The organism is Caulobacter sp. SSI4214 (assembly GCF_012184455.1).
GTDB lineage: Bacteria > Pseudomonadota > Alphaproteobacteria > Caulobacterales > Caulobacteraceae > Caulobacter > Caulobacter vibrioides_E.
In genome coordinates this window covers 23,208-46,198 of the sequence record NZ_SZWJ01000008.1, presented here as the reverse complement: position 1 = coordinate 46,198, position 22,991 = coordinate 23,208, and the positions used below count along the sequence as shown (strand labels likewise).

At 67.5% G+C, this 22,991-nt stretch carries 23 protein-coding genes and 1 pseudogene; 7 read left to right on the top strand and 17 right to left on the bottom strand.

The window, feature by feature from the left end; all coding sequences use genetic code 11:
• Window positions 1–5: 5 nt before the first annotated feature.
• The 13 genes and pseudogenes from FCU40_RS04085 to FCU40_RS04025 form a co-directional block, all read right to left on the bottom strand.
• Window positions 6–1,040, bottom strand: coding sequence for a cupin-like domain-containing protein (locus FCU40_RS04085; RefSeq protein ID WP_241693542.1), 1,035 nt, complete (start codon window positions 1,038–1,040; stop codon window positions 6–8).
• The gene (locus FCU40_RS04080; RefSeq protein ID WP_004624348.1) at window positions 1,037–1,759 is read right to left on the bottom strand and encodes a SapC family protein; all 723 of its coding nucleotides are present in this window, start codon (window positions 1,757–1,759) and stop codon (window positions 1,037–1,039) included. The genes FCU40_RS04085 and FCU40_RS04080 overlap by 4 nt, the downstream gene beginning before the upstream one ends.
• Before the next feature lie 95 nt (window positions 1,760–1,854).
• The gene (locus tag FCU40_RS04075; RefSeq protein ID WP_004624346.1) at window positions 1,855–4,965 is read right to left on the bottom strand and encodes a TonB-dependent receptor; all 3,111 of its coding nucleotides are present in this window, start codon (window positions 4,963–4,965) and stop codon (window positions 1,855–1,857) included.
• A 357-nt stretch (window positions 4,966–5,322) separates the two neighbouring features.
• Window positions 5,323–6,687 (bottom strand): alginate export family protein, encoded by a 1,365-nt coding sequence (locus tag FCU40_RS04070; RefSeq protein WP_168073067.1) that lies wholly within the window; start codon window positions 6,685–6,687, stop codon window positions 5,323–5,325.
• The gene (locus FCU40_RS04065) at window positions 6,680–7,402 is read right to left on the bottom strand and encodes a YoaK family protein (protein ID WP_168073066.1); all 723 of its coding nucleotides are present in this window, start codon (window positions 7,400–7,402) and stop codon (window positions 6,680–6,682) included. The genes FCU40_RS04070 and FCU40_RS04065 overlap by 8 nt, the downstream gene beginning before the upstream one ends.
• Complete coding sequence (locus tag FCU40_RS04060; protein WP_004624341.1) at window positions 7,399–7,827, bottom strand: DoxX family protein; 429 nt, start codon at window positions 7,825–7,827, stop codon at window positions 7,399–7,401. Before FCU40_RS04060 ends, FCU40_RS04065 begins: the two co-directional genes overlap by 4 nt.
• Window positions 7,828–7,829: 2 nt before the next feature.
• Complete coding sequence (locus FCU40_RS04055) at window positions 7,830–9,680, bottom strand: amidohydrolase (protein ID WP_168073065.1); 1,851 nt, start codon at window positions 9,678–9,680, stop codon at window positions 7,830–7,832.
• A gap of 35 nt (window positions 9,681–9,715) precedes the next feature.
• On the bottom strand, window positions 9,716–9,955 hold the full coding sequence (locus tag FCU40_RS04050) for a DUF1427 family protein (RefSeq protein ID WP_168073064.1): 240 nt from the start codon (window positions 9,953–9,955) through the stop codon (window positions 9,716–9,718).
• Between the two features lie 22 nt (window positions 9,956–9,977).
• On the bottom strand, window positions 9,978–10,640 hold the full coding sequence (locus FCU40_RS04045) for a hydrolase (RefSeq protein WP_004624335.1): 663 nt from the start codon (window positions 10,638–10,640) through the stop codon (window positions 9,978–9,980).
• 201 nt (window positions 10,641–10,841) lie between these two features.
• Window positions 10,842–11,510 (bottom strand): hydrolase, encoded by a 669-nt coding sequence (locus tag FCU40_RS04040; protein WP_168073063.1) that lies wholly within the window; start codon window positions 11,508–11,510, stop codon window positions 10,842–10,844.
• Between the two features lie 105 nt (window positions 11,511–11,615).
• Window positions 11,616–12,860, bottom strand: a complete 1,245-nt coding sequence (locus FCU40_RS04035) for a histidine-type phosphatase (RefSeq protein ID WP_168073061.1) — start codon at window positions 12,858–12,860, stop codon at window positions 11,616–11,618.
• Window positions 12,861–13,143: 283 nt separating this feature from the next.
• Window positions 13,144–13,641: pseudogene (locus FCU40_RS04030) on the bottom strand (hypothetical protein); the annotation flags it as partial.
• Window positions 13,642–13,718: 77 nt separating this feature from the next.
• Window positions 13,719–14,315 carry a GNAT family protein gene (locus tag FCU40_RS04025; protein ID WP_168073112.1) on the bottom strand — a complete coding sequence of 199 codons (597 nt, stop codon included), beginning with the start codon at window positions 14,313–14,315 and terminating at the stop codon, window positions 13,719–13,721.
• A gap of 154 nt (window positions 14,316–14,469) precedes the next feature.
• Here FCU40_RS04025 and FCU40_RS04020 point away from each other — a divergent pair, with 154 nt between their 5' ends.
• A complete protein-coding gene (locus FCU40_RS04020; protein WP_168073059.1) occupies window positions 14,470–15,774 on the top strand; it encodes an acyl-CoA dehydrogenase family protein in 1,305 nt (434 codons plus the stop codon).
• 249 nt (window positions 15,775–16,023) lie between these two features.
• Window positions 16,024–16,536: a methylated-DNA--[protein]-cysteine S-methyltransferase gene (locus FCU40_RS04015; RefSeq protein WP_168073058.1), complete on the top strand. Its 513-nt coding sequence runs from the start codon at window positions 16,024–16,026 to the stop codon at window positions 16,534–16,536.
• On the opposite strand, the gene FCU40_RS04010 is transcribed toward FCU40_RS04015, so the two are convergent.
• Both FCU40_RS04010 and FCU40_RS04005 read right to left on the bottom strand, forming a co-directional pair.
• Window positions 16,533–16,958: a DUF4345 family protein gene (locus tag FCU40_RS04010; RefSeq protein WP_004618613.1), complete on the bottom strand. Its 426-nt coding sequence runs from the start codon at window positions 16,956–16,958 to the stop codon at window positions 16,533–16,535. The two genes, FCU40_RS04015 and FCU40_RS04010, sit on opposite strands and share 4 nt — an antisense overlap.
• 17 nt (window positions 16,959–16,975) lie before the next feature.
• On the bottom strand, window positions 16,976–17,359 hold the full coding sequence (locus tag FCU40_RS04005; RefSeq protein ID WP_168073057.1) for a VOC family protein: 384 nt from the start codon (window positions 17,357–17,359) through the stop codon (window positions 16,976–16,978).
• Between the two features lie 174 nt (window positions 17,360–17,533).
• On the opposite strand from FCU40_RS04005, the gene groES reads away from it, so the two are divergent.
• From groES to FCU40_RS03990, 4 genes are all read left to right on the top strand, one after another.
• A complete protein-coding gene (groES, locus tag FCU40_RS04000; protein ID WP_004618615.1) occupies window positions 17,534–17,824 on the top strand; it encodes a co-chaperone GroES in 291 nt (96 codons plus the stop codon).
• Between the two features lie 56 nt (window positions 17,825–17,880).
• Window positions 17,881–19,524: a chaperonin GroEL gene (gene groL, locus FCU40_RS03995; protein ID WP_168073056.1), complete on the top strand. Its 1,644-nt coding sequence runs from the start codon at window positions 17,881–17,883 to the stop codon at window positions 19,522–19,524.
• A gap of 262 nt (window positions 19,525–19,786) precedes the next feature.
• Window positions 19,787–19,918 (top strand): hypothetical protein, encoded by a 132-nt coding sequence (locus FCU40_RS23210; protein ID WP_004618617.1) that lies wholly within the window; start codon window positions 19,787–19,789, stop codon window positions 19,916–19,918.
• A 41-nt stretch (window positions 19,919–19,959) separates the two neighbouring features.
• Window positions 19,960–20,274 carry a hypothetical protein gene (locus FCU40_RS03990; RefSeq protein ID WP_168073110.1) on the top strand — a complete coding sequence of 105 codons (315 nt, stop codon included), beginning with the start codon at window positions 19,960–19,962 and terminating at the stop codon, window positions 20,272–20,274.
• Here the strand turns inward: FCU40_RS03990 and FCU40_RS03985 are convergent, their stop codons facing one another.
• Window positions 20,275–21,219 carry an articulin gene (locus FCU40_RS03985; RefSeq protein WP_168073055.1) on the bottom strand — a complete coding sequence of 315 codons (945 nt, stop codon included), beginning with the start codon at window positions 21,217–21,219 and terminating at the stop codon, window positions 20,275–20,277.
• A gap of 145 nt (window positions 21,220–21,364) precedes the next feature.
• Here FCU40_RS03985 and FCU40_RS03980 point away from each other — a divergent pair, with 145 nt between their 5' ends.
• On the top strand, window positions 21,365–22,543 hold the full coding sequence (locus tag FCU40_RS03980; protein WP_168073054.1) for a DUF3089 domain-containing protein: 1,179 nt from the start codon (window positions 21,365–21,367) through the stop codon (window positions 22,541–22,543).
• Window positions 22,544–22,682: 139 nt separating this feature from the next.
• On the opposite strand, the gene FCU40_RS03975 is transcribed toward FCU40_RS03980, so the two are convergent.
• Entirely contained in the window at window positions 22,683–22,865 is a 183-nt protein-coding gene (locus FCU40_RS03975; RefSeq protein ID WP_004618621.1) for a DUF1328 domain-containing protein, read from the bottom strand.
• Window positions 22,866–22,991: the final 126 nt, after the last annotated feature.

Below are 22,991 nucleotides of genomic sequence, written 5' to 3'. Positions count from 1 at the left end.
CTTCCTCAGCGATTGACACGGTCGAGCAGGACGGCGCGCAGGCGACGTGCCCGCGAGGCGTCCAGCGGGGCGAGCGGACCGCGCGCGGCTTCCGGCAGGTGGGCGGCGGCGCGGTCGGCCGGGCCGAAGAGATAGTAGTCGAACAGCGCCTTCCAGCCCCGCTTTTCGAAGTCGGGACGGTCGCGCAGGCTGAGCAGGCCGTGCAGCAGGGTGTTGGCCGGCGTGTCGGCGAAGTCCGGCGCGACGTTCCACCAGTAGTTCACCAGCACGTTGAACGGCGCCAACGCCTCGACCTGATGCCACCACAGGGCCGGATAGACCAGCACGTCGCCCGCCTCCAGCTCGGCGACCTGGGCGACGGAGAGGGCCTCGCGAAAGCCGGGGTGAGCGTCGAAATCCGGTTCATCGAAGTCGACCATGCTGACCACCTGGCCGCCTGGCGTGGGGTCCAGCGGCCCCGGATAGAGATTGGCGACCTGATCGGGCGGGAACAGGGTGAAGCGCCGCCGGCCCACCGCGCAGACGGCGATATTGTTGGACATGTCGTAGTGGGCGGCCGCCACCGTGCGATTGCCGATCCAGATCCCGGCCAACGGCGGCTGCGGTCCGAACACCTCGGCGCCCAGACCCAGGTCGTTCTCGGCCTTCAGGCTCGGGAAATAGGCGTCGAGATCGGCCGAACCGACATAGATCGACGGCGCGCCGTCCCGCCCCTCGACCGCCTCGAGGCGACGCAGGAAGTCCTCCAGCGGCGCGCGCTCGGCCTTGAAGTTCAGGCCCGTGCGGCCCGCGTCGTAGAAGAAGCGCCCCTTGATCGCCGGATCGCCCAGATACCCCACGACCCGACCGCCCTGGTCGTGGGCGCGGATATGGTCGCGGGCCGCCTGGGCGCTCTTCAGCCCCGCCTGAACCAAGGGCCAGTCGCGGGCGAGGCCCTTGAAGACCATCGGCGTCTGCCCCGCCAGGATGGCGTCGAACGGGATCTGGGCCGGCGTCGCGACCGTGGTCTCCAGCGTCCGGCGCGGCGTCGGGGCCGTCATGCCAGCAGCGCTCGGCGGCGGTTCTTGCGGGCGATCAGGTCCTCGATATTGCCCATCGAGGCGATCACCGCCCAGGCGGCGCGCAACAGGCCCGACTGGTGCAGTCGTTCGAGGTCGGAACCGGTCACGGCCGCCAGGCGATCGGGCGCCAGGGTGAAGACGTCCGGCAGCTCATAAATCTTGTGATCGTCCAGCTTGATCTCGATATCGACCGGCTCGATCAGGCCTAGCTCATCGAAAGCGGCGAACATCGGGCCCGTCACCTCCAGCCCCTCGTGGATCACGCCCAGGGTGCGGTTGATGTCCTGGAGATAGGGCGCGGCGCCGCCGGCCGGCAGGAACAGACGCTCCCCCTCGCTGTGGCTGACGCGCGGATGGTCGAGGTCGACATGGATCATCGGCCGAGGCTGGCCGCCCCGCGCGTCGTGCTGAAGCGCGATCGAGAACGGCCCGCGCCGCTGCGCCGCTGGGATGTAGCGGGCGTTCCAGCCGGTTTCGTCCAGAAACAGGTTCTCGTCGCGGTCCAGGCCCAGCAGGGCCACGGCCTGGTAGGCGCCAGCCGGGTCCTTGCGGATCAGGATCGGATATTCGCGCTGCGCGGCCTCGAACTCGGTCGGCAGCAGCAGGGCCTGGTTGATCGCGTCGCCGAACGCCACGCCGTGACCCACGATCACGCGCAGGTCGGCGTGGTCGACATTGTTCAGCAGCACTCGGTTCATCGGCTCGCACTCACTTCAAGCCCCGCACTTCAAAGGAAGACGGGGGCCGCCGCAAGCGCGACGGCCTCCAAGTCCTTGTTTCCAGACGTTCCGAACTAGAAGCGGTAGCGGGCCCCAAGCAGGAAGCGCCGATCCAGTTCCTGAGCGAACCACAGCTCGTTTTCATCGCGAGCATAGGTGCGCAGGTGTTCGTTGGTCAGGTTGATGCCTTCGAAGGACAGCGACAGCTTGGGCGTGACATCGTAGCTGACGCTGAAGTCCACCTGGCCGAAGGGCTCCACATTGACGGGATTGCGCCCGCCGCCGCGGTTGGTGGCTTGAAGGAACCGATCACGCCAGTTGTAGGCCACGCGGGCCGACAGCCCGTGCTTGTCGTAAATCAAGGTGGCGTTGGCGGTGTCCGACAGGCCCAGCAGCGCGAACTGGTCCTCGTTCGGATTGGCGGCGTTGTCGAAGCCGACATCGCCGCTGACCTTGGTATAGGCTCCCGCGACGCCGAAGCCCGTGTCGCCGAAGAAGTGCTGCGCGGCGATTTCGAAGCCGTGGATCTTGCCGGTCTTGTTGTTGATCGGCTTGGAGACCTGGAAGTTGTAAAGCGGGTCGCTGCTGTTGGGCGTGATGTCGATCGCGGCGAGGATTTGGTCCGCGTAGGTCTGATCGAGGTCGCCGCCGGCGATGCGGTGGGCTTGGTACTGGGCCGTCGCCGCCGCCACCGAGCCGGTCTGCTGGATCAGCGCCGTCATGGTGAACAGGTTGACGTCGGTCTGGCTGGCGCCGATGCCGGACAGGGCGTTCTTGGCCGCTTCCGACCGGCTGCCCGGCCCCGCCGCGCTGGCGTCACGTAGGCCGAACAGGTTCTGCATCTGCGTGCCGGTGCCGACGAAGTTGGTCACCTGCTTGTCGAAGAAGCCGATCGAGATGTAGCTGCTGGGCTTGTAGTACCACTCCAGCGAAACATCGAAGTTGTCCGAGATCAGCGGAGCGAGGCCGGGGTTGCCGCTCGCGCCCAGCGGGATGCCGCCGTTGGCGGTCGGGCGGTTCGGGTTTCCAGGGATCGAGGCCGAGGCGAACAGGTTGCCATACTCGGGACGCGCGATGGTGCGGCTGAACGAGAAGCGGCCGGTCAAGTTGTCACGAAGGTCGATGCGGAAGTCCATCGACGGCAACAAGTTATGGTAGCTGCCCTTGCCGGACACCGGCTGATAGGTGTTGCCGGCAATGACGCTGAAGTCGTTGTCGGCCGTCCAGATGATGTTGCTGGGCACGCGGACCAGCGAGGTCGACTTGGTTTTGGTGGTCTCGTATCGGACGCCGGTGACCAGTTCGGTCGGCATGCCCGCCAGTTCGGCCTTCCAGGTGACCTGGGCGTAGGCCGCGGCGATGTCTTCCTTGACCCGATTGTCGTCCTGACCGGTGACCTGGACGGGGTTGACCGCCTTATAGACCGGCGACAGGGCGTTGTAGAGGTCAAGGGCGTTGGCGCGGAACGACACCAGACCCGGGCCGCTCTGCTTGGGATTGAAATCGTCGAACTGACAGGCCAGGCAGAACTGCTTGACCAGGCTGCCCGCGTATTTCTGGACGTCGCCGGGCGCCGAAATGCCCCAGGTGCCAAGGTCTTGCTGGGTCTGGATGTTGGTCTGGATCATTTTCGACGTGCGGTAGTCGACCCCGAAATCGAAGCGGCTGCCCTTGTCGTCCAGGTCCCAACGGCCGTCGAGGCGGATTTCCTTGACGTCCTGGCGCTGGCGCTCGGCCCAGGTGCGCGCCACCTGGCTGCCGAGGTCGCCGATGTCCAGCTTGCCGTTGCCGTTGCCGCGCGGCGCGGCGTCGTTGATCGTGAACGTCTGGACCGGGATCTCGCCGCTATAGTCGACCTGGTGCGAGGCGATGATCGGCGCCCCGATGGCGACGGCGGTCGAGCTGGCGCCGTTCGAGGCGTCGGGCCGGCTATCGGCCTTCGAGATGTGGCCGTCCAGGGTCAGCTTGAACTTGTCGGTGACGTCCCAATCGGCGTTCAGGCCGATCGACTTCAGCGTGTCCTTCGTCGCCCGATATTGCTGTTCGAAGCCCATGTCCTTGGTGCCGCTCAGCGTTTCCTGGGTCAGCAGGGCGGTGGCGACGACGGGATTGGTGTCGAAGACGACCTTGTCGAACGGGCGGTTGAACCAGTTGGAGCTGTCGTTGCGACGCTCGAACTGCTTGTTCTGAGCGTAGAGGCCGTCCAGCGTGACCTTGAAGTTCTCCACCGGGCGGTACTGCACCGAGGCCTGACCGTTGATCCGCTCGCGCTCGCCTTGGGCGAAGTGATAGCGGCTGTCGTTCGGGATCGCGACAAGAGTGTTGGGATTGCTAGGCGCGTTAACGATCTGGGTCGCGCCGCCGGCGCGGACGAAGCCGTTGGCCGGGTCGTTGAACTGGGCGAACGTGCGCATGTTCCAGTCGTTCGAGGTGGCCGAACGGCTGGTGAAGTCACGCTTCTGGTAGCTGCCGAACAGGGTGACGCCGAAGGTCTCGTTGTCATTGACCCAGTTGACCAGGCCCGAGGCCTCCGGCGTGATCTTGCTGCCGAAGTCGTCGACCTTCTTGTCCATGCTGGTGTCATAGGCGCCCTTGACGCCGATGCTGCCGGTCAGGCCGGGCTTGGCGTTGTCCAGAGGGCGACGGGTCTTGACGTTGATCGTGGCGCCGATGCCGCCCGACGGCACGGCCGCGCGGCCAGTCTTGTAGACCTCCAGCGTTGTGACGCCTTCCGAGGCCAGGTTGGAGAAGTCGAACGAACGGCTGGTGCCGGCCGCGCTATCCGAGGACTGATCGCCGCCGACCGCGGCGACCTTCGCTGTGGGCATCGAGCGGCCGTTCAGGGTCACCAGGTTGAAGCTGGGTCCGAAGCCCCGGACCGTGACCTGCGAGCCTTCGCCATTGGTCCGGTCGATCGACACGCCGGTGATCCGCTGCAGCGACTCCGCCAGGTTGGTGTCCGGGAACTTGCCCATGTCCTCGGCGGAGATCGCGTCGACCACGCCGCTGTTGTCGCGCTTGATCGCGATGGACCGCTCCAGCGACGCCCGGATGCCGGTGATGATGACCTGGTCGACGGTGTTTTGATTGTCCTGCGCCTGTTGTGCGAACGCCGGCGTGGCGAGCACGGCCGCCGTGATGGCGACGCAAGAGGCAGACGCGTGCAAGCGACGAAGCCGCTTCATAGCCGTTCCCCCTAAAAAGCCCCTGCGGGGCGATGTTATTGTTACGGACCGGAATTAGCTCCGGCCCCTCTTCCCGTTCTCGACCCGTGATCAACCAGGGCACGAGAGACCAGTTAGCGGTAACATCGGTATTGATCTGTCGCAACGGCAAAATGACAGCGCTGACAATCTTTTTCAAGCCGATTTACGTCCATTTTTATGACAAATGAACGCCGTTCGCCGACCTGCCTCCGGAGGCAAAGGGGCGCCGAAGCTCGGCCCTACGCGCGGCGATTGAGTTACATTTCGCGAACGGATCGGCTTTCGGGCCGAGCGGCTAAGAAGGACTTCGGCTTAGATCCGGGCGGACGACGACGGTCAGAAGCGCAGTTGGACGAACAGCGCCGCCAGGTCGACGGCGTGGCCGCCAAGCCGTCGCACGGCCTCGCCCGCCGACTGATGGGCCAGCTGCCCTTGAATCTTGAGGTTGCGCGTGGCCTGCCAGGTCGCGTCGAGCACCGCCGCGTCGCCGACCGCCTTGGCGTGATCGTTCCCCACCGGCGCCAGGGCCGCGCTGGGCTGCAGATAGATGGCGTCCTCGCCGGTCTCGCGGCGACGGATCATGTAGCTGGCCTCCAGCGTCAGGTCCTTGCGGGGCGAGAGGCCCAGGCTGGGCCGCAAGGCCACCAGGTTGCTCCAGCTGGTCAGGCTGGTCTCGTTGAAATAGGCCCCCTTGGGGAACAGGGGATTGAAGGTCTCCAGCCGCCCGTCATTGGGGTTACGGTCTCCCGAGCCGACGTCGAGGCGCAGGCCCAGACGCGGCCTCCACGGCGCGGCCAGCGTATAGCCGCCGGCGGCCGAGCCGCCCCAGGCGCGGATGGTCCGGCCGGCGAAGCGCCCGCCCTGGAGCATGGCCTCGGTATCGTAGTCGAACGGCCCGTGCGTCCCGGCCAGGCGCGCGCCCAGCGAGGTCCGGCGCTCGTCGCCGGTCACGGCCCCGAACTTCACCCCGTCGCGGTCCAGTTCCAGGACGTAGAGGTCCAGGCTGGCGTGGGGCGACAGACGCGCCTGACCATACAGCCCGTAAAATCGCTGGGCGCGATTGCGGGTGTCGTTGAAGGCGCCTTGCTGGATCAGGACCGGCTCCAGATAGAAGGCGTCCAGCTTCAGCGGCCCCGCCTCGCGGGTGATCCGCGCGCCATCGAAGCTCTGGCGGATGTTGGGCGCCTCGCGCACGGCGATGAAGCGCTGGGTGGCGTTGAACGACAGCTCCTGGCGGCCCAGGCGCACGCGCCACCCGTCGGCGGGCTTGAGGTCGACGAACAGCACCTGGGCGTCGAGACCGTCGCGATCGGTGGACGATGGCGGATCCTTCTTGCCGATGTCGCGGTGCACGCCCAGCTCGCCATAGACGCGGACGGCGTCGCCCAGATGCAGATCGGCGCTCAGCAGAAAGCGCGTCAGGGCGAAGGTGTCGGCCTGCTCGCCGCCCAGGCCAAAGCGCGGGGCGTCGATCGAGTCGACCCGCAGCCGGGCCTCGCCGCCTAGCGACAGATAGCCCGCGTCGCCGATCGGGATGTAGCGTAGAGCGTCCAGACCGGTCTTGTCCGGGACCTTGGCCAGATAGCCGTAGTCCTCGTCCGAGCGGATCAGCTTGAAGGGCGGCGCCTCGGCCGCGTGGGCGGCGCCGGCCATCGCCAGGCCGACCAGCGCGCCGGCCAGGCCTTTTCGAAGGTCACCCATGACGGCCATCCCGCGCGGCGCGCGCCAGGTCGAAAGGAATCAGGGTCAGCAGGGTCGCGAAGACCGCCAGGACCGCGATGGCCACGGCCCAGAAGCCAAGGGCGACAAACCCCAGGCCGCCGCCGATGGCCCCCAAGGCGAAGGCCGCGACCGGCGGCAGCATCTTGCCCACCCGGGCCCTGGCCTCGGCGCTGGGTCCGTGCAGCAGGTCGACGACGTCGATGACGATCTGGGTGACGTTCCCGGTCATCACCGTGGTCGGCGACATGTGCGAGAACAACAGCCGCGCGGCGGCGTTCTGCACGGCCATGGCCACCACGCCGATCATGCCGGTCAGGATCGCGGCCGGCTGATCGCCGTTCCGGAACGGTCCCAGGAGCAGGCCGGCGGCCATGAACGCCATCAGCAGCATGGCCTGGCCAAACAGGACATAGCCCATGGCGAGACGCGGATTGTCCCGGCCTCGCCGGATCAGGAGGCTCGTGACGGCGACCGCCGTGATGAACACCGGCAAGGCCAGCAGCTTGGCGACGATCCCCGAGTGGTGGGTGACGATCGCCGCGCCGATCAGCACGAAGTTGCCGGTGACATGGGCGGTGAACAGGCCAAACAGGCCCACGAACCCCACCGTGTCGATGAATCCGGCGGTGAAGGCCGCCAGGACGGCGGTGCGGCCGTCGCCGGGCGGCCGGGGCGAGACGGGGGTCGTGTTCATGCGCCGCGCTCCCGACGGTCCAGCAGGGCGACCAGCACGAACCCACCGATCAGGCCGACGTGTTCGAAGAAGGCGTTGGTCGCCATGAAGCGGTCGTGGCCCGCGGGCATCGACCAGAAGGCGTTGGCGGTGATCGCCGCCAACAGGGTGAAGACCCCCAGCATCCCCGCCCCCAGCCAAAGCCAGCGGCGCGTCAGGATCAGCAGCGGGCCGAGGATCTCGACGGCGATGGTCAGCGCGGCCCAAAAGGCCGGCGGGGTCATGCCGAAGTGGGCCTGCTCGGCCGTGGCGCCCTGGAAATCGGTGATCTTGACCACCGCGCCCAGCAGATAGGCGCCGACCAGGGCCAGGCGGGCCAGCGGCGCCGTCGCGGGCCAGTCCAGGATCGCGTCGACGAAGCGCGGATTGCGTCGGGCGGCGATCATGGTCACACCGCCCAGCAGCCGCAGCCCATCACGCCCCAGAACGAGCGCGCGTCGGCGGTCGGGGCCTCCCGGCCCAGCGCGGCGGCGTGGTCGTGGCCGTGAACGTTGCAGGCGTTGGCGCAGCCGCAGGCCGAGGCCAGGGCGCGGGCGTGGCCCCGCGAACGCTCCTGATAGCCGCCGAAGGTCCGCACCGGCGACCAGTCGGGCATCGGCGGCGGCAGGACCGGCGCCAGCTTGGTGAAGTCGCCCTCGCCATGGACCACCTTGCCGCCCAGCAGGGTCAGCACCGACGACAGGTGCGGAATCTCGTCCTCGGGCACGGTCATGTAGTCGTCGCTGAGCACCGCCAGGTCGGCCAGCTGGCCGACGGCGATCTGGCCCTTCTTGCCTTCCTCGTTCGAGAACCAGGTGTTGGCCGTGGTCCACAGGCGCAGGGCCTCCTCGCGGTCGACGCGATTGGCCGGGGGATAGAGGCGCGTACCGCCCACCGTCTTGCCGGTCACCAGCCAGTTCAGCGAGACCCACGGATTGTAGCTGGCCACCCGCGTGGCGTCGGTGCCCGCGCCGACCGGGATCCCGGCCTTCAGCATCTTGGCGATCGGCGGCGTGGCCTCGGCGGCCTTGGCCCCATAGCGCTCCATGAAGTACTCGCCCTGATAGGCCATGCGGTGCTGCACGGCGATGCCGCCGCCCAGGGCCGCGATGCGGTCGATATTGCGGTCGCTGATGGTCTCGGCGTGGTCGAAGAACCAGTGCAGGCCGTCGAACGGGACGTCCTTGTTGACCTTCTCATAGACGTCCAGCGCCCGGCTGATCGTCTCGTCATAGGTGGCGTGCAGACGCCAGGGCCAACGGTTCTCTGCCAACAGGCGGATCACCGGCTCAAGGTCGCTTTCCATGTTGGCCGGCATCTCGGGACGTTCCACCCGGAAGTCCTCGAAGTCGGCGGCGCTGTAGACCAGCATCTCGCCCGCGCCGTTGTGACGGTAGGTGTCGTCGCCCTGGCCGGGCGTCACCTGCTTGGACCACGCCTGGAAGTCCGACAGCTCTTCCTTCGGCTTCTGGGTGAAGAGGTTGTAGCTGATCCGCAGAGTCAGTTCGTCATCGGCGTGCAGCTTCTCGATGATCGCGTAGTCGTCTGGATAGTTCTGGAAGCCGCCGCCGGCGTCGATCACGCCGGTCACGCCCAGGCGGTTCATTTCCCGCATGAAGTGGCGCGTGGAATTGAGTTGGTATTCCGGCGGCAGCTTCGGCCCCTTGGCCAGGGTCGCGTAGAGGATGGTCGCGTTCGGCTGGGCCAGCAGCAGGCCTGTCGGATTGCCGGCCGCGTCGCGGACGATCTCGCCGCCCGGCGGATTGGGCGTGTCCTTGGTGTAGCCGACGGCGCGCAGGGCCGCGGCGTTCAGCAAGGCGCGGTCATAGAGGTGCAGGATGAAGACCGGCGTCTCGGGCGCGGCGGCGTTCAGCTCCTCCAGGGTCGGCAGGCGCTTCTCGACGAACTGGTGCTCGGTGAAGCCGCCGACCACGCGCACCCACTGGGGCGGCGGGGTGTTGGCGGCCTGCTTCTTCAGCATGGCCATGGCGTCGGCCAGGGTCGGCACGCCGTCCCAGCGCAGCTCCATGTTGTAGTTCAACCCGCCCCGGATGATGTGCATGTGGCTGTCGATCAGCCCCGGAATGACCCGGCGGCCCTTCAGGTCGATGATCGTCGGGTTCGGACCGGCGGCGGCGCGGACCTCACCCTCCTCGCCCACGGCGGCGAACTTGCCGTCGCGGATCAGGGCGGCGTCGGCGCGCGGGTTGCCCCGGTCAAGGGTGGTGATCTTGCCGTTGACGAGCAGCAGGTCGGTCATGACGGGTCTCTCTCGCGGGAGGGAAAAGGGATGGATCAGGCCTGAGGATCGGAGGAGCCCGGCCGGGGGCCGGCGCGCTCGGGCTCGCTGGCGTGCGCCTCGACCGGCGGCCGGGCGATCAGAGCCTTGGCCGCGGGGACGATCCGCTCGCCCAGCAACATGCCCAAGAGGCCCAGCAGGGCGATGGCGGGCGGCGCGGGCGAGCGCACGCCCAGCAGCGCATAGATGACGCCCACCATGAGGCCGACGGCCAGGGACAGCAGGTACGGCTTCATGGCGGCGCTCCTCTTGAAGGGATCAGGCGGCGTGACTTTCGGACGCGCCGAACATGGTCTTGGCGTAGGTGATGCCCAGGCCATAGGCGCCGCCGAACTGGCGAGCGACGCCGGTGGTCAGGTCATAGGTCTCGCCGCGCGCCCAGTCGCGTTGCAGCTCCAGCAGATATTGCAGCGAGGTCATCGGCTGGGCGCCGGCCTGGACCATGCGGGTCACCGCGCGCTCGTGGGCCTCGGTCGAGACGTCGCCGCAGGCGTCGGTGATGACATAGACCTCGAAGCCTTGGTCGAGCGCCGACAGCGCCGGGCCGACGATGCAGACGCTGGTCCACAGACCCGCCAGCACGATGCGCTTCTTGCCGATGGCGTTGACCTCGGCGATCACGGCCTGGTCTTCCCAGGTGTTCATCGAGGTGCGGTCCAGCAGGGTCTTGCCCGGGAAGGCGTCGGTGACTTCCGAGAACATCGGACCCGAGAAGCTCTTTTCGGCGACGGTCGTCAGGATGGTCGAGACGCCGAATCCGGCGGCGCCGTTGGCGACAAGGGCGGCGTTGGTGCGCAGCAGGCTGGCGTCGATCGACTTGGTGGCGAAGGCCATTTGCGACTGGAAGTCGATCATGATCAGGGTGTGATCGGTCGGCTCCAGCAAGCGGGCGCCGGGGGTCGCGGTGGCTTGGAGGGTCATGGTCGAGGTCCTTCTCTGATCGGGTGGAGGACCGCTTCCCGGTCGCCCCGTCGTTGCTGACAGGGAGACTTTGACCGTGACACCGAACCGCATAAATGGAAATGATAGAAATACATTGTTTCCATAATTGACATAGACGTGCGCTGGAGCAGGGCTAGCTCCGGCCCGCCGCGGAAAGCCGCGAACCGGAGCGCTTGAGCATCAGGCCGCGCTGGCGTGTCCTTCGGAGGCGCCGAACATCGTCTTGGCGTAGATGATGCCCAGGCCGTAGGCGCCGCCATAGGTGCGGGCGATGTTGGCGGTCAGCGCGTAGGTCTCGGTGCGGGCCCAGTCGCGCTGCAGCTCCAGCAGGTATTGCAGCGAGGTCATCGGACGAACGCCGGCCTGGACCATGCGGTCCATGGCCCGATCGTGGGCCTCGGCCGAGACGTCGCCGCAGGCGTCGGCGATCACATAGACCTCGAAACCCTGAGCCAGGGCCGACAGGGCCGGACCGACGATGCAGACGCCGGTCCACAGGCCCGCCAGCACTAGGCGCGACTTGCCGATGGCGTTGACGCGTTCGATGACGTTGGCGTCCTCCCAGGTGTTCATCGAGGTGCGGTCGATGGCTGGCAGGTCCGGGAAGGCCGACTTGATCTCGTCGAAGATCGGGCCCGAAAAGCTCTTTTCGGCCACGGTGGTCAGGATGGTCGAGACGCCGAAACCGGCGGCGGCGCGGGCCACCAGGGCGGCGTTGGTGCGCAGCTCCGTGGCGGAGATCGAGTGGGTGGCGAAGGCCATCTGCGACTGGTGATCGATCATGATCAGGGTGTGATCAGTCGGCGAGAGCAGCAGCGGACCAGGCGTAGGCTTGGCGACGAGGGTCATGACGGCGTCCTTCAAGGGCGAGGAATGGAGATCCCCGCACTCTGTCGCCGCGGCCGCCGGCGATCTTGTACTAAGGCCGCCTATTTTTATCCGCTTGTGACGCCCCTAATCCCTGGCCGGGGCCTTCAGCTTGCCGCCGACGATGGCCTTGAAGGTCTCGAGCGGACACAGGGTCGGCTGTCCCTTCACCGCGCAGCCCGGGATCGGGAAATAGGCATGGGCCGGCGGGTTGGCGGCGGTCAGGGGTTGCAATTCGCGCAGCTGATCCATGGTCTGGGCCGTGTAGAAGGCCCGCACATAGGCCTTGCCGTCGCCGCCCTTCAGCAGTTCGAAGCCCATCGCGCCGCCGGGCGGCGGATCGTCCTGGGGATAGTCGGCGGCGGTGAAGTGCGCGTCCAGGAAACCGCGCAGGGCGGCGATATTGGTGTCGTGGCCGGTCAGCAGGGTCAGCTTGGCGCCGGTTCCGGACGCGCCGTCCAGCGCGGCCAGGATCTCCTTGGCGATCGGCGCGGCGTAGCGCTGGGCGATGTAGGGCGCGCCAACCTCGTAGTGGAACTTCACGACGTGGAAGCGCAGCATCGCCTGGATGTCGGCCTTGGAGGCGCGGCCCCAGCCGACCTCGGCCATCGGCTTGCCCTCGACATATTCCAGAAGGATCGTCTGGCCGGCCGTCGAGGCCACCGACAGCGCGCCCTCCAGGTTGGGCGTGTCGTTCTGGGCGGCCGTCAGCCGCGACGGCTTCTCGGCGACGCCACAGCCGGCCTTGGTCGCCGGATCGCAGCCCAGGACGCGCTGCAGCACCGCGAAGTCCTTGGCGTGAATCCGGGCCTCGGCCGCCACGCCGGGCTTCTGACGCAGGGCGGCCTTCAGGGCGATGTCGCCGTCGATACCCTCTGCCGGATGGAAGATCGGATCGTCCGCCTCGCTGTCGGGATGGGCGACCTTGAGGCCGCAGCCGGGCTGAAGCGTCTCGGCGAAGGCCTCGGCGGTCTTGATGGCCCGCGACTTGCCGCTGGCCCAAGACACGATATCGCCCGGCGCGGCGCAGCCGTCACGCGGCAACAGCCCGCGCGCGCCCAGGAAGGTGCGGTAATAGGCGCCCATCAGCCGCGCGCCGGCCGCGCCGTGCGGGGTCAGCTCGCCATAGGGCGTGGTCCAGGCGCCCCAGGGCTGGGCGGTCGTTCCGGCGGGCGTGGCCACGGCCTTGGTCGGCGGGCGCACGCTGTGGCGCATCACCAGAACCATCCGCTCCAGCTTCAGGCCGTCGGTCGGATCGCCCCTGTCGGCCGCCTGGGCCGAGCCCGCCGCCAGAAACGCCGCCGCCACCAGCGCGCTCCGAAACCCCGCCATGATCCCGTCTCCCCAAGTCTCGGGACAGGCTCTAGGCGAGATCGGCGACGCGACCATGACAGCGGACGTCCGGGGGCGGACCAAGCGCCGGCCGTTATTTGCCGGAGACGGCCTTCAGGTCGGCGTCGACCTTGGCGATGGCCTCGTCGGTGATCTTGCCCTGGGCGTAGGGCTGCAGCTGACGCAGGCTCATCGCCTTGAACTGGTCGAAGGCCGGGTGCGTCGAGATCGACGGCATGTCCTTGTCCAGCACCGCCTTGGCGGCCGGATTGGCGACCACCGTCTCCAGCGGGGTGTCGGCCGAGAAGGCCGGCGCCGCGGCGGCGGCCTTCTCGGCGGCCTGGGCCTTGGCTTCCTCGCGCGTGCAGGGCAGCGGGTGAACGGAGTCGGCGCGGACGACGTGGACGCGGCCGGCGTCGCCGCCATAGCCCTCGCCCGCCATCAGGCCCATCAGCTCCTTCTCCGACAGGCTGGCGAATTTCAGGACCGCCTGCTCGTCGCCCTCGAAGCTCATCAGGGCGATCGTGCCGATCGGGCGGCCGGGGAACAGAACCTTTTCGAGCTCGGCGGCCAGGGCCTGCAGCTCGGTGGGATCCAGCTGGTCGACGCGCGTGTCTGCGATGACGAAGGCCAGGGGCGCCACGGCCCCGCACTTGCGCGGCTTGCGCCAGCGGGCTTTCAGGAACGCGTCCGCGACGCCCTGCGCCTTGTGCTTGGGCACTTCTCCGGGACGGCTTTCTCCGTCCGTGAACAGGATACGCAGGCATGCGATGGCCGTCATGGGGACCGACGCTAGCGCCTGATGCTTTTGGAAGTCTTACGACCGTCGAGAGAACGGCGTTTTATTTCGCCAGGTCGTCAGACGAAGGTTTCGGCGAGGCGGAACTCCAGACGTTCACGGATCGCCGGCCAGTCGTAGTCGGTGATCGAGAAGACGGCGGTGTCGCGCACGTGGCCGGTCCAGGTGATCTTGTGATTGCGCAGCACGCCTTCCTTGCTGGCGCCCAGCTTCTCGATGGCGGCCTGGCTGCGCGCGTTGCGCACGTCGGTGACCAGCTCGACGCGGATGGCCCCGGCCTTGTCGAAGGCGTGGGACAGCATCAGGCGCTTGCTCTCGGGGTTCACCGGACCCGACCGCGCGTCGGGGTTCAGGAAGGTGGAGCCGATCTCCAAACCCCCGTGCAGCCTGCGGATATTGAGGTAGCTGGAGGTGCCGACCACCTTGCCGTCCGACAGTCGGCGGATGGCGTAGCCGATGCGCTCGCCCCGCTCGGTCTCGCCTTGCAGCGCGCCCCAGAAGTCCTCGAAGCCCTCGCCGCAGCCGTTGACCGACATGATCTCCCAGCTGTCGGGATCGCAGTCGATGGCCCCCTTCAGTTCGTCGCGATGGGCGACGGTGACGGGTTCGAGCCGGACGTAGCGGCCCTCGAGCGTATCGGCGGTCAGGTTCAGCATAGGGGTCTTTTCGGCCAGGCGCGCCGACATGACAACCCGGTTCGGCGCGTTCGGCGCGACGATCGGGCGCATGGCGCTTGCCGCGCCGGTCAGGGCGGTCTACAAAAGCTTCAAACAACTGTTTGACACGAGAGAGCGGGAAGAGGGAACGGCCATGGATTTCGACATCTCCCCCAAGCAACGCGCCTTCCTGGATCGCGTGACGGCGTTCATGGACGAGCACGTCTATCCGGCCGTCCCGGCCTACGAGGCCGAGATGAACGTGCTGGGCGCCGAACGCTGGAAGGTCGTCCAGGTGGTCGAGGAGCTGAAGAAGAAGGCCAAGGCCGCCGGCCTGTGGAACTTCTTCATGCCGCCGCACAGCGGCCAGCATCACGTCGACGACACCTTCGAGTTCGAAGGCGAGCAGCTGACCAACCTGGAATACAGCCTGATCGCCGAACAGATGGGCAAGGTCGGCTTCGCCTCGGAGGTCTTCAACTGCTCGGCGCCCGACACCGGCAACATGGAAGTGCTGATGCGCTACGGCACCCGGGCGCAGAAGGAAAAGTGGCTGCGTCCGCTGATGAACGGCGAGATCCGCTCGGCCTTCCTGATGACCGAGCCGGCGGTGGCCAGCTCCGACGCCACCAACATCGAGACCCGCATCGAGCGCGACGGCGACCACTATGTGATCAACGGCCGCAAGTGGTGGAGCTCGGGCGTGGGCGACCCGCGCTGTAAGGTGGCGATCGTGATGGGCAAGACCGATCCGACCGCCTCGACCCACAGCCAGCAGAGCCAGGTCCTGGTGCCGCTGGACGCGCCGGGCATCGAGATCGTCCGGATGCTGCCGGTGTTCGGCTATGACGACGCCCCGCACGGCCACGCCGAGGTGATCCTGAAGGACGTGCGCGTGCCGATCGAGGACGCCCTGCTGCTGGGCGAGGGCCGCGGCTTCGAGATCGCCCAGGGGCGCCTGGGTCCGGGCCGCATCCACCACTGCATGCGCACCATCGGCACGGCGGAAGTCGCGCTGGAAAAGATGGTCCAGCGCCTGATGACCCGGAAGGCGTTCGGCAAGTACATCTCCGACCACTCGGTCTGGGAGCAGCGCATCGCCGAAGCGCGCATCGACATCGAGATGTGCCGCCTGCTGTGCCTGAAGGCCGCCGACATGATGGACAAGGCCGGCAACAAGTCGGCCCGCCTGGAAATCGCGATGATCAAGGTCGCCGCGCCGCGTCTGGCCCTGAAGATCATCGACGACGCCATCCAGGCCCACGGCGGCGGCGGCGTGACCACCGACTACGGCCTGGCCAAGGCCTATGCCGGCATCCGCACCCTGCGCCTGGCCGACGGTCCGGACGAGGTGCACTGCCGCACCATCGCCCGCATGGAAATGTCCAAGTACGGCGACCTGGCCTACAAGCAGAAGGCCGAGCGCGACGCGGCCCTGCACGTGCCGGGGATCCGGTAGTCAGCGCCCTTCCCCCTTGATGGGGGAAGGGTTTGGGATGGGGGTGATCGCTGAGTCGGCGGCGTCGCGCGGCATCAACCCCCGTAGTCACCCCCACCCAACCCTCCCCCATCGAGGGGGAGGGTGGCTCTAAATCAAATACTTAGAGCGTGACTCGCGCCGTAACCGGTTCCCACTGTCGGCGTCACGCTCTAGGCAAACCGCAAATTCCGGGCGGACAACCTGATCCGCTCGCGCGACCATCGCCGCATGAGTCGTCCCGCCCGCCTCGTCCTCGACCGCGCGCCCTCGCCGATCGGCGAGCTGCTGATCGTCACCGACGAGACGGGCGCGTTGCGGGCGCTGGATTTCGATGACCACGCGCAGCGCCTCGATCGCCTGCTGAGGATTCACTACGGACCGCTGCGTCCTGAGCCGGGCGCGGCGCCCATCGCGATCCGCGAGGCCCTGTCGGCCTATTTCGCCGGCGCGTTCGCGGCGCTGAACACCCTTCCCTGGGCGACCAACGGCACGGCCTTCCAGCAAGCGGTGTGGACGGCGCTGACCCAGATCCCCTCGGGCCAGACGATCACCTATTCGGAACTCGCCCGCCGCGTCGGCCGCCCGGCCGCCGTCCGCGCCGCCGGCCACGCCAATGGCGCCAACCCGCTCGGCATCGTCGTACCCTGCCATCGGGTGATCGGCCTGAACGGCGCGCTGACCGGCTATGGCGGCGGAATTGAGCGCAAGCGCTGGCTGCTCGCCCACGAGGGGGCGCTTTAAACCAGGTTCATCCCGCGCACGATGATCCGGCCGACCTGGAACGACGGCAGGGTCAGGGTCAGGCCGATCAGGGCGTTGAACACGATCGAGCCCAGGTTGAACCGCGCCTCCGCGCCGTCCAGGGCCAGGGAGGCGGCCCGGCCCGCCGCCGCGCCCAGCCAGGCGATGGCCAGCACCAGGGCCATGGCCGCGCCGATCCGGGGCTGGTAGCCGAGATAGAGCGCCGTCACCCCGTGGCTGGCGATCAGCACGCCGCCCAGGGCGCGGCCCTCGGCGAACAGCGGCGGCTTGGGCGTGTCCTCGTCGGCCAGTCCCGCCAGCTCCAGCATGATCTGCGGCCGCGCCAGGATCATCCCGCCCAGGGTTCCGCCAATGACGCAGGCCAGGACCGCCAGGAACAGCGACAGGACATAGTTCGACATGCCTAGGGGGCTCCCCTTCACTCCGGCGCGCGGCAGACGGCCTCGACGTTGAAACCGTCCGGATCCAGAACGAACGCGCCGTAATAGTCCTTATCGTAATGCGGGCGAAGTCCTGGCGGACCATTGTCTTTTCCGCCGGCTTTCAGCGCCGCCGCGTGGAAGGCGTCGACCTGGGCGCGGGTTTCCGCCGCGAAGGCGACGTGCAGCTTGCCGCGGGTCGGATCCGCGCCCGAAATCCAGAACATCGGCCGCTGGACGCCATAGCCGACCACGTCCACGCCGCCGGTGAATGCCTTGGGCACGACATAGAGCTGGCGAATGCCCAGCGGCGCCAGGGCGGCGTCATAAAAGGCCGTGGATCGCTGGTAATCCGTCACGCCCAGACCCATGTGGTCGTACATCGAAGCCCTCCCGCGTTAACCGCGCCAAAAAAAGTTCGCGGGCGACGTCCTTGACTCCCGTCGAGGCCCTACTTAACTCACGCCCGACGTTGGCACTCGATGGGAGCGACTGCTAACAGCCCGCTCCCCGGTCCAGCGCAGCCTTTACAGAAACCGTTCCGACGGAGAACCACAATGAAGTTTCGTCCCCTGGGCGACCGCGTCCTCGTGAAGCGCGTCGAAGAAGAAACCAAGACCAAGGGCGGGATCATCATCCCCGACACCGCCAAGGAAAAGCCGCAAGAAGGCGAAGTCGTCGCCGTCGGCCCCGGCGCGCGCAACGACAAGGGCGATATCGTCGCCCTGGACGTCAAGGCTGGCGACCGCATCCTGTTCGGCAAGTGGTCGGGCACCGAAGTGAAGGTCGACGGTCAGGACCTGCTGATCATGAAGGAAAGCGACGTCCTGGGCGTGGTCGAGGCCTAAGCCTCCCGCTCCCGAGCGCTTTCTTCCCCTAACCTCTTTTCAGAAAGGCACCTAAAATGGCCGCCAAAGACGTCTATTTCTCCTCCGACGCGCGCGACAAGATGCTGCGCGGCGTCAACGTCCTCGCCAACGCGGTGAAGGTCACCCTGGGTCCGAAGGGCCGCAACGTCGTCATCGAAAAGTCGTTCGGCGCGCCGCGCACGACCAAGGACGGCGTCTCGGTCGCCAAGGAAATCGAACTGGCCGACAAGTTCGAGAACCTCGGCGCTCAGATGATCCGTGAAGTCGCCAGCAAGACCAACGACAAGGCCGGCGACGGCACCACCACCGCCACCGTGCTCGCTCAAGCCATCGTGCAAGAAGGCCTGAAGTCGGTCGCCGCCGGCATGAACCCGATGGACCTGAAGCGCGGCATCGACAAGGCCGTCGCCATCGCCGTCGAGGACATCAAGGCCTCGTCGAAGAAGGTCACGACCAACGCTGAAATCGCTCAGGTCGGCACCATCTCGGCCAACGGCGACAAGGAAGTCGGCGAGATGATCGCCAAGGCGATGGACAAGGTCGGCAACGAAGGCGTCATCACCGTCGAGGAAGCCAAGACCGCCGAGACCGAACTCGACGTCGTCGAAGGGATGCAGTTCGACCGCGGCTACCTGTCGCCGTACTTCATCACCAACGCCGACAAGATGGAAGTTCAGCTGGAAGAGCCGCTGATCCTCCTGTTCGAAAAGAAGCTGTCGTCGCTGCAGCCGCTGCTGCCGGTGCTGGAAGCCGTCGTCCAGTCGGGCCGTCCGCTGGTGATCATCGCCGAAGACGTCGAAGGCGAGGCCCTGGCCACGCTGGTCGTCAACAAGCTGCGTGGCGGCCTGCGCGTCGCCGCCGTCAAGGCTCCGGGCTTCGGCGACCGCCGCAAGGCCATGCTCGAAGACATCGCCATCCTGACCGGCGCTCAAGTCGTCAGCGAAGACCTGGGCATCAAGCTCGAGAACGTCTCGCTCGACATGCTGGGCCGCGCCAAGAAGGTCTCGATCACCAAGGACGACACCACGATCGTGGACGGCGTCGGTGAGAAGGAAGCCATCGAAGCCCGCATCTCGCAGATCAAGAAGCAGATCGAGGACACCACCTCGGACTACGACAAGGAAAAGCTGCAAGAGCGTCTGGCCAAGCTGGCCGGCGGCGTCGCGGTTATCCGCGTCGGCGGCTCGACCGAAGTCGAGGTGAAGGAAAAGAAGGACCGCGTCGACGACGCCCTGAACGCGACCCGCGCGGCCGCCGATGAAGGCATCGTCCCGGGCGGCGGCACGGCCCTGCTGAAGGCCTCCAAGGCCCTGGCCGGCGTCACCGGTGACAACGACGACCAGACCGCTGGCATCGCCATCGTCCGTCGCGCCCTGCAATCGCCGATCCGTCAGATCGCCGAGAACGCCGGCGTCGAAGGCTCGATCGTGGTCGGCAAGATCCTGGAAAACGCCAGCAGCTCGTTCGGCTTCAACGCCCAGACCGAGCAATATGTCGACCTGGTCGCCGACGGCGTCATCGACCCGGCCAAGGTCGTTCGCACGGCTCTGCAGAACGCCGCCTCGGTGGCCGGCCTGCTGATCACCACGGAAGCCGCGATCGTCGAAGCCCCCAAGAAGGGCGGCGCCGCCCCGGCCGGCGGCGGCATGCCCGGCGGCATGGGCGACATGGACTTCTAAGAAGTCCATAAAGTCGCCCATCCTCCAAAGAGATCTGGATCGGCCCAGCCGATCCAGAGCGGCGACATGGACTTCTAAGAAGTCCTGTCGGCTAGCAGCTGAAAAGACGAAGGGCGGGGCCGCGAGGCTCCGCCCTTTTTCTTTGTTCCGAACACGGCGCGTCACGGCGCCCTCAACTTCCCGTGACGGGCGAATGGCCACGCATCCAAAGACCTCCGGCGGCGTTAACTTGCCGCTCAAGGTTCCAGGCATGGAGGCGTGTATGTCGTTCGTGCGTTTCCTTCCCGCCCATCGCAGGCGGCGGATGTCCAAGACGGTGGTGGTCGTGGCCGGGCTGTCGGCCTGGCTGGTTCTGGGCCTGGTCAGCCAGGCGGCGTTCCAGCTGATCGGCTAAGGCCCCTTTCGGCGAAGGCCAGCCGGCGCTACATGCGCCTCATGTTCCGCCAGCGCCCCGACGCCGACATGATCGTTCAAGGCTGGGTCATCGGCGTGATGGTCGAGATCGCGGGCGAGCGCGCGCCCGTCCGCCACTACTTCGCCGTCGGCAAGGCCGATCGCGCCCAGGCCGAATGGGCCGCCGTGGATCTGGCGATGAACGCCGGCCCCGTGGCGTCCAGCCCGGTGGCCGGACAGGAGCCCGTCGAGGCCCTGCGCGAGATCGTCGCCTACCGGATGCGCGAGCTGGGCCTCAAGCCAGGCGAGGCCCGCGCCCTGGGCGACAAGCACCCCCGACGCTGGTTGAACCTCTAGCTAGTACCGGCTGCCCCCGCACCCGCCGCAGCCGCCGCTTTGGCCGCCGCCGACATGGACCGATGACGACGCCGAGACGGACGAGGAGGCCGACGCGCTCGCCGAGGCCGAGCCCGACGCGGAGCCGCCGACATACCCGCCCGCGTAGCCGCCAACATAGCCGCCGCCGCGTCCGCCTGACGGCCGGCCGACATAGCCCATCGGCAGGGGCGGCGGCTCGACGGCGTAACCCCAGCCGCTGGATCCGGCGGCCGTGGGATTCCAGCCGCCCCCGACCCCGTAGCGCGACACGGCGTATCCGCCGCTATAGGACACGCTCTCGTGGCTCTCCTCGTAGGATGAGCGCTCGCGGCTTTCCTCGCGGGTCTCCGGGCCGCAATCGCAGGACCACCGAGGCGGCGGCGGGCGATCCACATAGACGGGACGATCGATATAGATCGGCCTCTCGACGATCTTTTCGACCGGAACCCGGACGATCCGCTCGACGGGCTTTTCGATGATCCGATCCACGGGCCGATCGATATAGACCGGCCTCTCGACGATCTTCTCCACCGGAACCTGGACGATGCGTTCGACGGGCACCTCGACGCGCTTTTCAACGATCCGATCGACGGGACGGTCGATATAGACCGGCTTTTCCACGATCCGCTCGACCGGCACGTCCACGCGCTTTTCGACCACGACGGGCCGCTCGACGATCACCGGCTTCTCGACCACCTTCTCGACGGTCACCGGGCGATCCACATAGACCGTGACCTTCTTTTCCACGACGACCGGGCGATCGACATAGACGATCCTGACCCGCGGCTTGGGCGCGTGCCGTTTCGGGACAGGCGCGTGACGAACCGGCGCGCCGGGAAAGCCGTCGGCCAAGGCCGGTTGGATCACCGAAACACTCGCCAGCGCCGTCGCGGCGCCGACAAGGAGCAGGGTCTTGAGCGTCATCGACCACTCCGTCGCAAAGCTTCACTGTCCCAGAGCGGAACGATCGGACGGTGTTTCGCAACCTCCGCGCCAAAGTCCCTTGGCGATCGCGTCTGTTTTGGACATGCTCGCTCGAAACGGGCGTTTGAACGCCAGGGAGGAACCGATGAAGACGACGTGGCTCGCCTGGACCCTGGCGGCGGCCTTGACCGCGGGAAGCGGAGCCCTGGCCCAGACGCCCGCGCCCGCCCCCGCGCCCAACGACTACGGCAAGACCGAGAACTGGCTGTGCTGGCCCGGCCGCCAGGACGCCTGCGCCGTCGACCAGACCACGACCATCATCCAGGCCGACGGCAAGACGGCGACCGAGACGTTCAAGCCCGCCGCCGCGCCGGCCTATGACTGCTTCTACGTCTATCCGACGGTCTCGGCCCAGCCGACCGGCAACAGCGACATGACCGTCACCGCCTCGGAGCGCATGGTGGTCGAGCAGCAGCTGGCGCGCTTTACCAGCAAGTGTCGGGTGTTCGCGCCGATGTACCGCCAGGTGACCCTGGCGGCCCTGCGCGCGGTGATGATGGGCCAGCCCTCGCCCGGCGACGGCGCCCTGGCCTACGGCGACGTGCGCGACGCCTGGACCTGGTATCTGACCCACGAGAACAAGGGGCCCGATGGTAAGGCAAGGGGCGTGGTCCTCATCGGCCACAGCCAGGGTTCACGGGTGCTGCAGACCCTGCTGAAGCAGGAGATCGACGGCAAGCCGGCCCAGAAGCGGATGATCTCGGCCCTGATCCTGGGCATGACCACGCCGGTCGTCGATGGCAAGTACGGCTCGATCCCCCTGTGCGCCAAGGCCGACCAGGCCGGCTGCATCGTCACCTATGTCTCGTTCCGCGAGACCAGCCCGCCGCCGGCCAACAGCCGTTTTGGCGTCACCGACGCGCAGGGCCATCCGGCCGGCTGCGTGAACCCCGCCGCCCTCTTGGCGGGCAAGGCCTCCACCGAGGAGGTTCCGCTTCGGTCGTATCTGAGCGCTAAGGGCTTCGGCGCGGTCTCGGGCCAGGCGCCCAAGCCGTTCGCCACGGGCGTGACGGTGACGACGCCGTTCGTCGCCCTGCCGGGTCTGCTTTCCGCTCGCTGCGCCAGCGAGCGCGGCTTCACCTATCTGTCGGTCAAGGTGAACGCCGATCCCGCCGACCCGCGCACCGACGAGATCACGGGCGACGTCGTCGTGGGCGGCGCGGTGCTCAAGGACTGGGGCCTGCACCTGATCGACGTGAACCTGGAGATGGGGGATCTGGTGGCGCTCGTCGATCGGCAGGCGGCGGCATACGCGGCGAAGTGAGCGCGCGCGGGATGCTCCCCCGCGATGCGGGGGAGATGTCGCGAAGCGGCTGAGGGGCTAACTGGACATATGCCGAGCTCGCCCCCTCCGGTCCTCTGGACCACCTCCCCCGCATCGCGGGGGAGGAAGTCGGTCGGACCTACTTCGGACCGGTCACGGCCTTGAACACCGTGGTGCCCAGCACAAGCATGATCACGAAGCCGATCAGGAACAGGAAGAACAGGATCTTGGCGACGCCCGCGGCCGCGCCCGCGACGCCGGTAAAGCCCAGCGCCCCGGCGATCAGGGCGACGACGGCGAGAATGATGGCCCATTTCAGCATTTGCGTTTCCTCTCGAAGGCGCGTGAGCGGCGCCGGCGGAAAATCCCAAAGGCGGCGCCCTAGCGGCGCCGTCGGAAAATCAACGTTCCTTCCGCGCACGCCGTTCCTTGTTTTCGCCCGCGCGGG

Bases quoted from the DNA above. Each gene is read 5' to 3' on its own strand.
- FCU40_RS04085 (WP_241693542.1), bottom strand. From the start codon at position 1,040: ATGACGGCCCCGACGCCGCGCCGGACGCTGGAGACCACGGTCGCGACG.
- FCU40_RS04080 (WP_004624348.1), bottom strand. From the start codon at position 1,759: ATGAACCGAGTGCTGCTGAACAATGTCGACCACGCCGACCTGCGCGTG.
- FCU40_RS04075 (WP_004624346.1), bottom strand. From the start codon at position 4,965: ATGAAGCGGCTTCGTCGCTTGCACGCGTCTGCCTCTTGCGTCGCCATC.
- FCU40_RS04070 (WP_168073067.1), bottom strand. From the start codon at position 6,687: ATGGGTGACCTTCGAAAAGGCCTGGCCGGCGCGCTGGTCGGCCTGGCG.
- FCU40_RS04065 (WP_168073066.1), bottom strand. From the start codon at position 7,402: ATGAACACGACCCCCGTCTCGCCCCGGCCGCCCGGCGACGGCCGCACC.
- FCU40_RS04060 (WP_004624341.1), bottom strand. From the start codon at position 7,827: ATGATCGCCGCCCGACGCAATCCGCGCTTCGTCGACGCGATCCTGGAC.
- FCU40_RS04055 (WP_168073065.1), bottom strand. From the start codon at position 9,680: ATGACCGACCTGCTGCTCGTCAACGGCAAGATCACCACCCTTGACCGG.
- FCU40_RS04050 (WP_168073064.1), bottom strand. From the start codon at position 9,955: ATGAAGCCGTACCTGCTGTCCCTGGCCGTCGGCCTCATGGTGGGCGTC.
- FCU40_RS04045 (WP_004624335.1), bottom strand. From the start codon at position 10,640: ATGACCCTCCAAGCCACCGCGACCCCCGGCGCCCGCTTGCTGGAGCCG.
- FCU40_RS04040 (WP_168073063.1), bottom strand. From the start codon at position 11,510: ATGACCCTCGTCGCCAAGCCTACGCCTGGTCCGCTGCTGCTCTCGCCG.
- FCU40_RS04035 (WP_168073061.1), bottom strand. From the start codon at position 12,860: ATGGCGGGGTTTCGGAGCGCGCTGGTGGCGGCGGCGTTTCTGGCGGCG.
- FCU40_RS04025 (WP_168073112.1), bottom strand. From the start codon at position 14,315: ATGCTGAACCTGACCGCCGATACGCTCGAGGGCCGCTACGTCCGGCTC.
- FCU40_RS04020 (WP_168073059.1), top strand. From the start codon at position 14,470: ATGGATTTCGACATCTCCCCCAAGCAACGCGCCTTCCTGGATCGCGTG.
- FCU40_RS04015 (WP_168073058.1), top strand. From the start codon at position 16,024: ATGAGTCGTCCCGCCCGCCTCGTCCTCGACCGCGCGCCCTCGCCGATC.
- FCU40_RS04010 (WP_004618613.1), bottom strand. From the start codon at position 16,958: ATGTCGAACTATGTCCTGTCGCTGTTCCTGGCGGTCCTGGCCTGCGTC.
- FCU40_RS04005 (WP_168073057.1), bottom strand. From the start codon at position 17,359: ATGTACGACCACATGGGTCTGGGCGTGACGGATTACCAGCGATCCACG.
- groES (WP_004618615.1), top strand. From the start codon at position 17,534: ATGAAGTTTCGTCCCCTGGGCGACCGCGTCCTCGTGAAGCGCGTCGAA.
- groL (WP_168073056.1), top strand. From the start codon at position 17,881: ATGGCCGCCAAAGACGTCTATTTCTCCTCCGACGCGCGCGACAAGATG.
- FCU40_RS23210 (WP_004618617.1), top strand. From the start codon at position 19,787: ATGTCGTTCGTGCGTTTCCTTCCCGCCCATCGCAGGCGGCGGATGTCC.
- FCU40_RS03990 (WP_168073110.1), top strand. From the start codon at position 19,960: ATGTTCCGCCAGCGCCCCGACGCCGACATGATCGTTCAAGGCTGGGTC.
- FCU40_RS03985 (WP_168073055.1), bottom strand. From the start codon at position 21,219: ATGACGCTCAAGACCCTGCTCCTTGTCGGCGCCGCGACGGCGCTGGCG.
- FCU40_RS03980 (WP_168073054.1), top strand. From the start codon at position 21,365: ATGAAGACGACGTGGCTCGCCTGGACCCTGGCGGCGGCCTTGACCGCG.
- FCU40_RS03975 (WP_004618621.1), bottom strand. From the start codon at position 22,865: ATGCTGAAATGGGCCATCATTCTCGCCGTCGTCGCCCTGATCGCCGGG.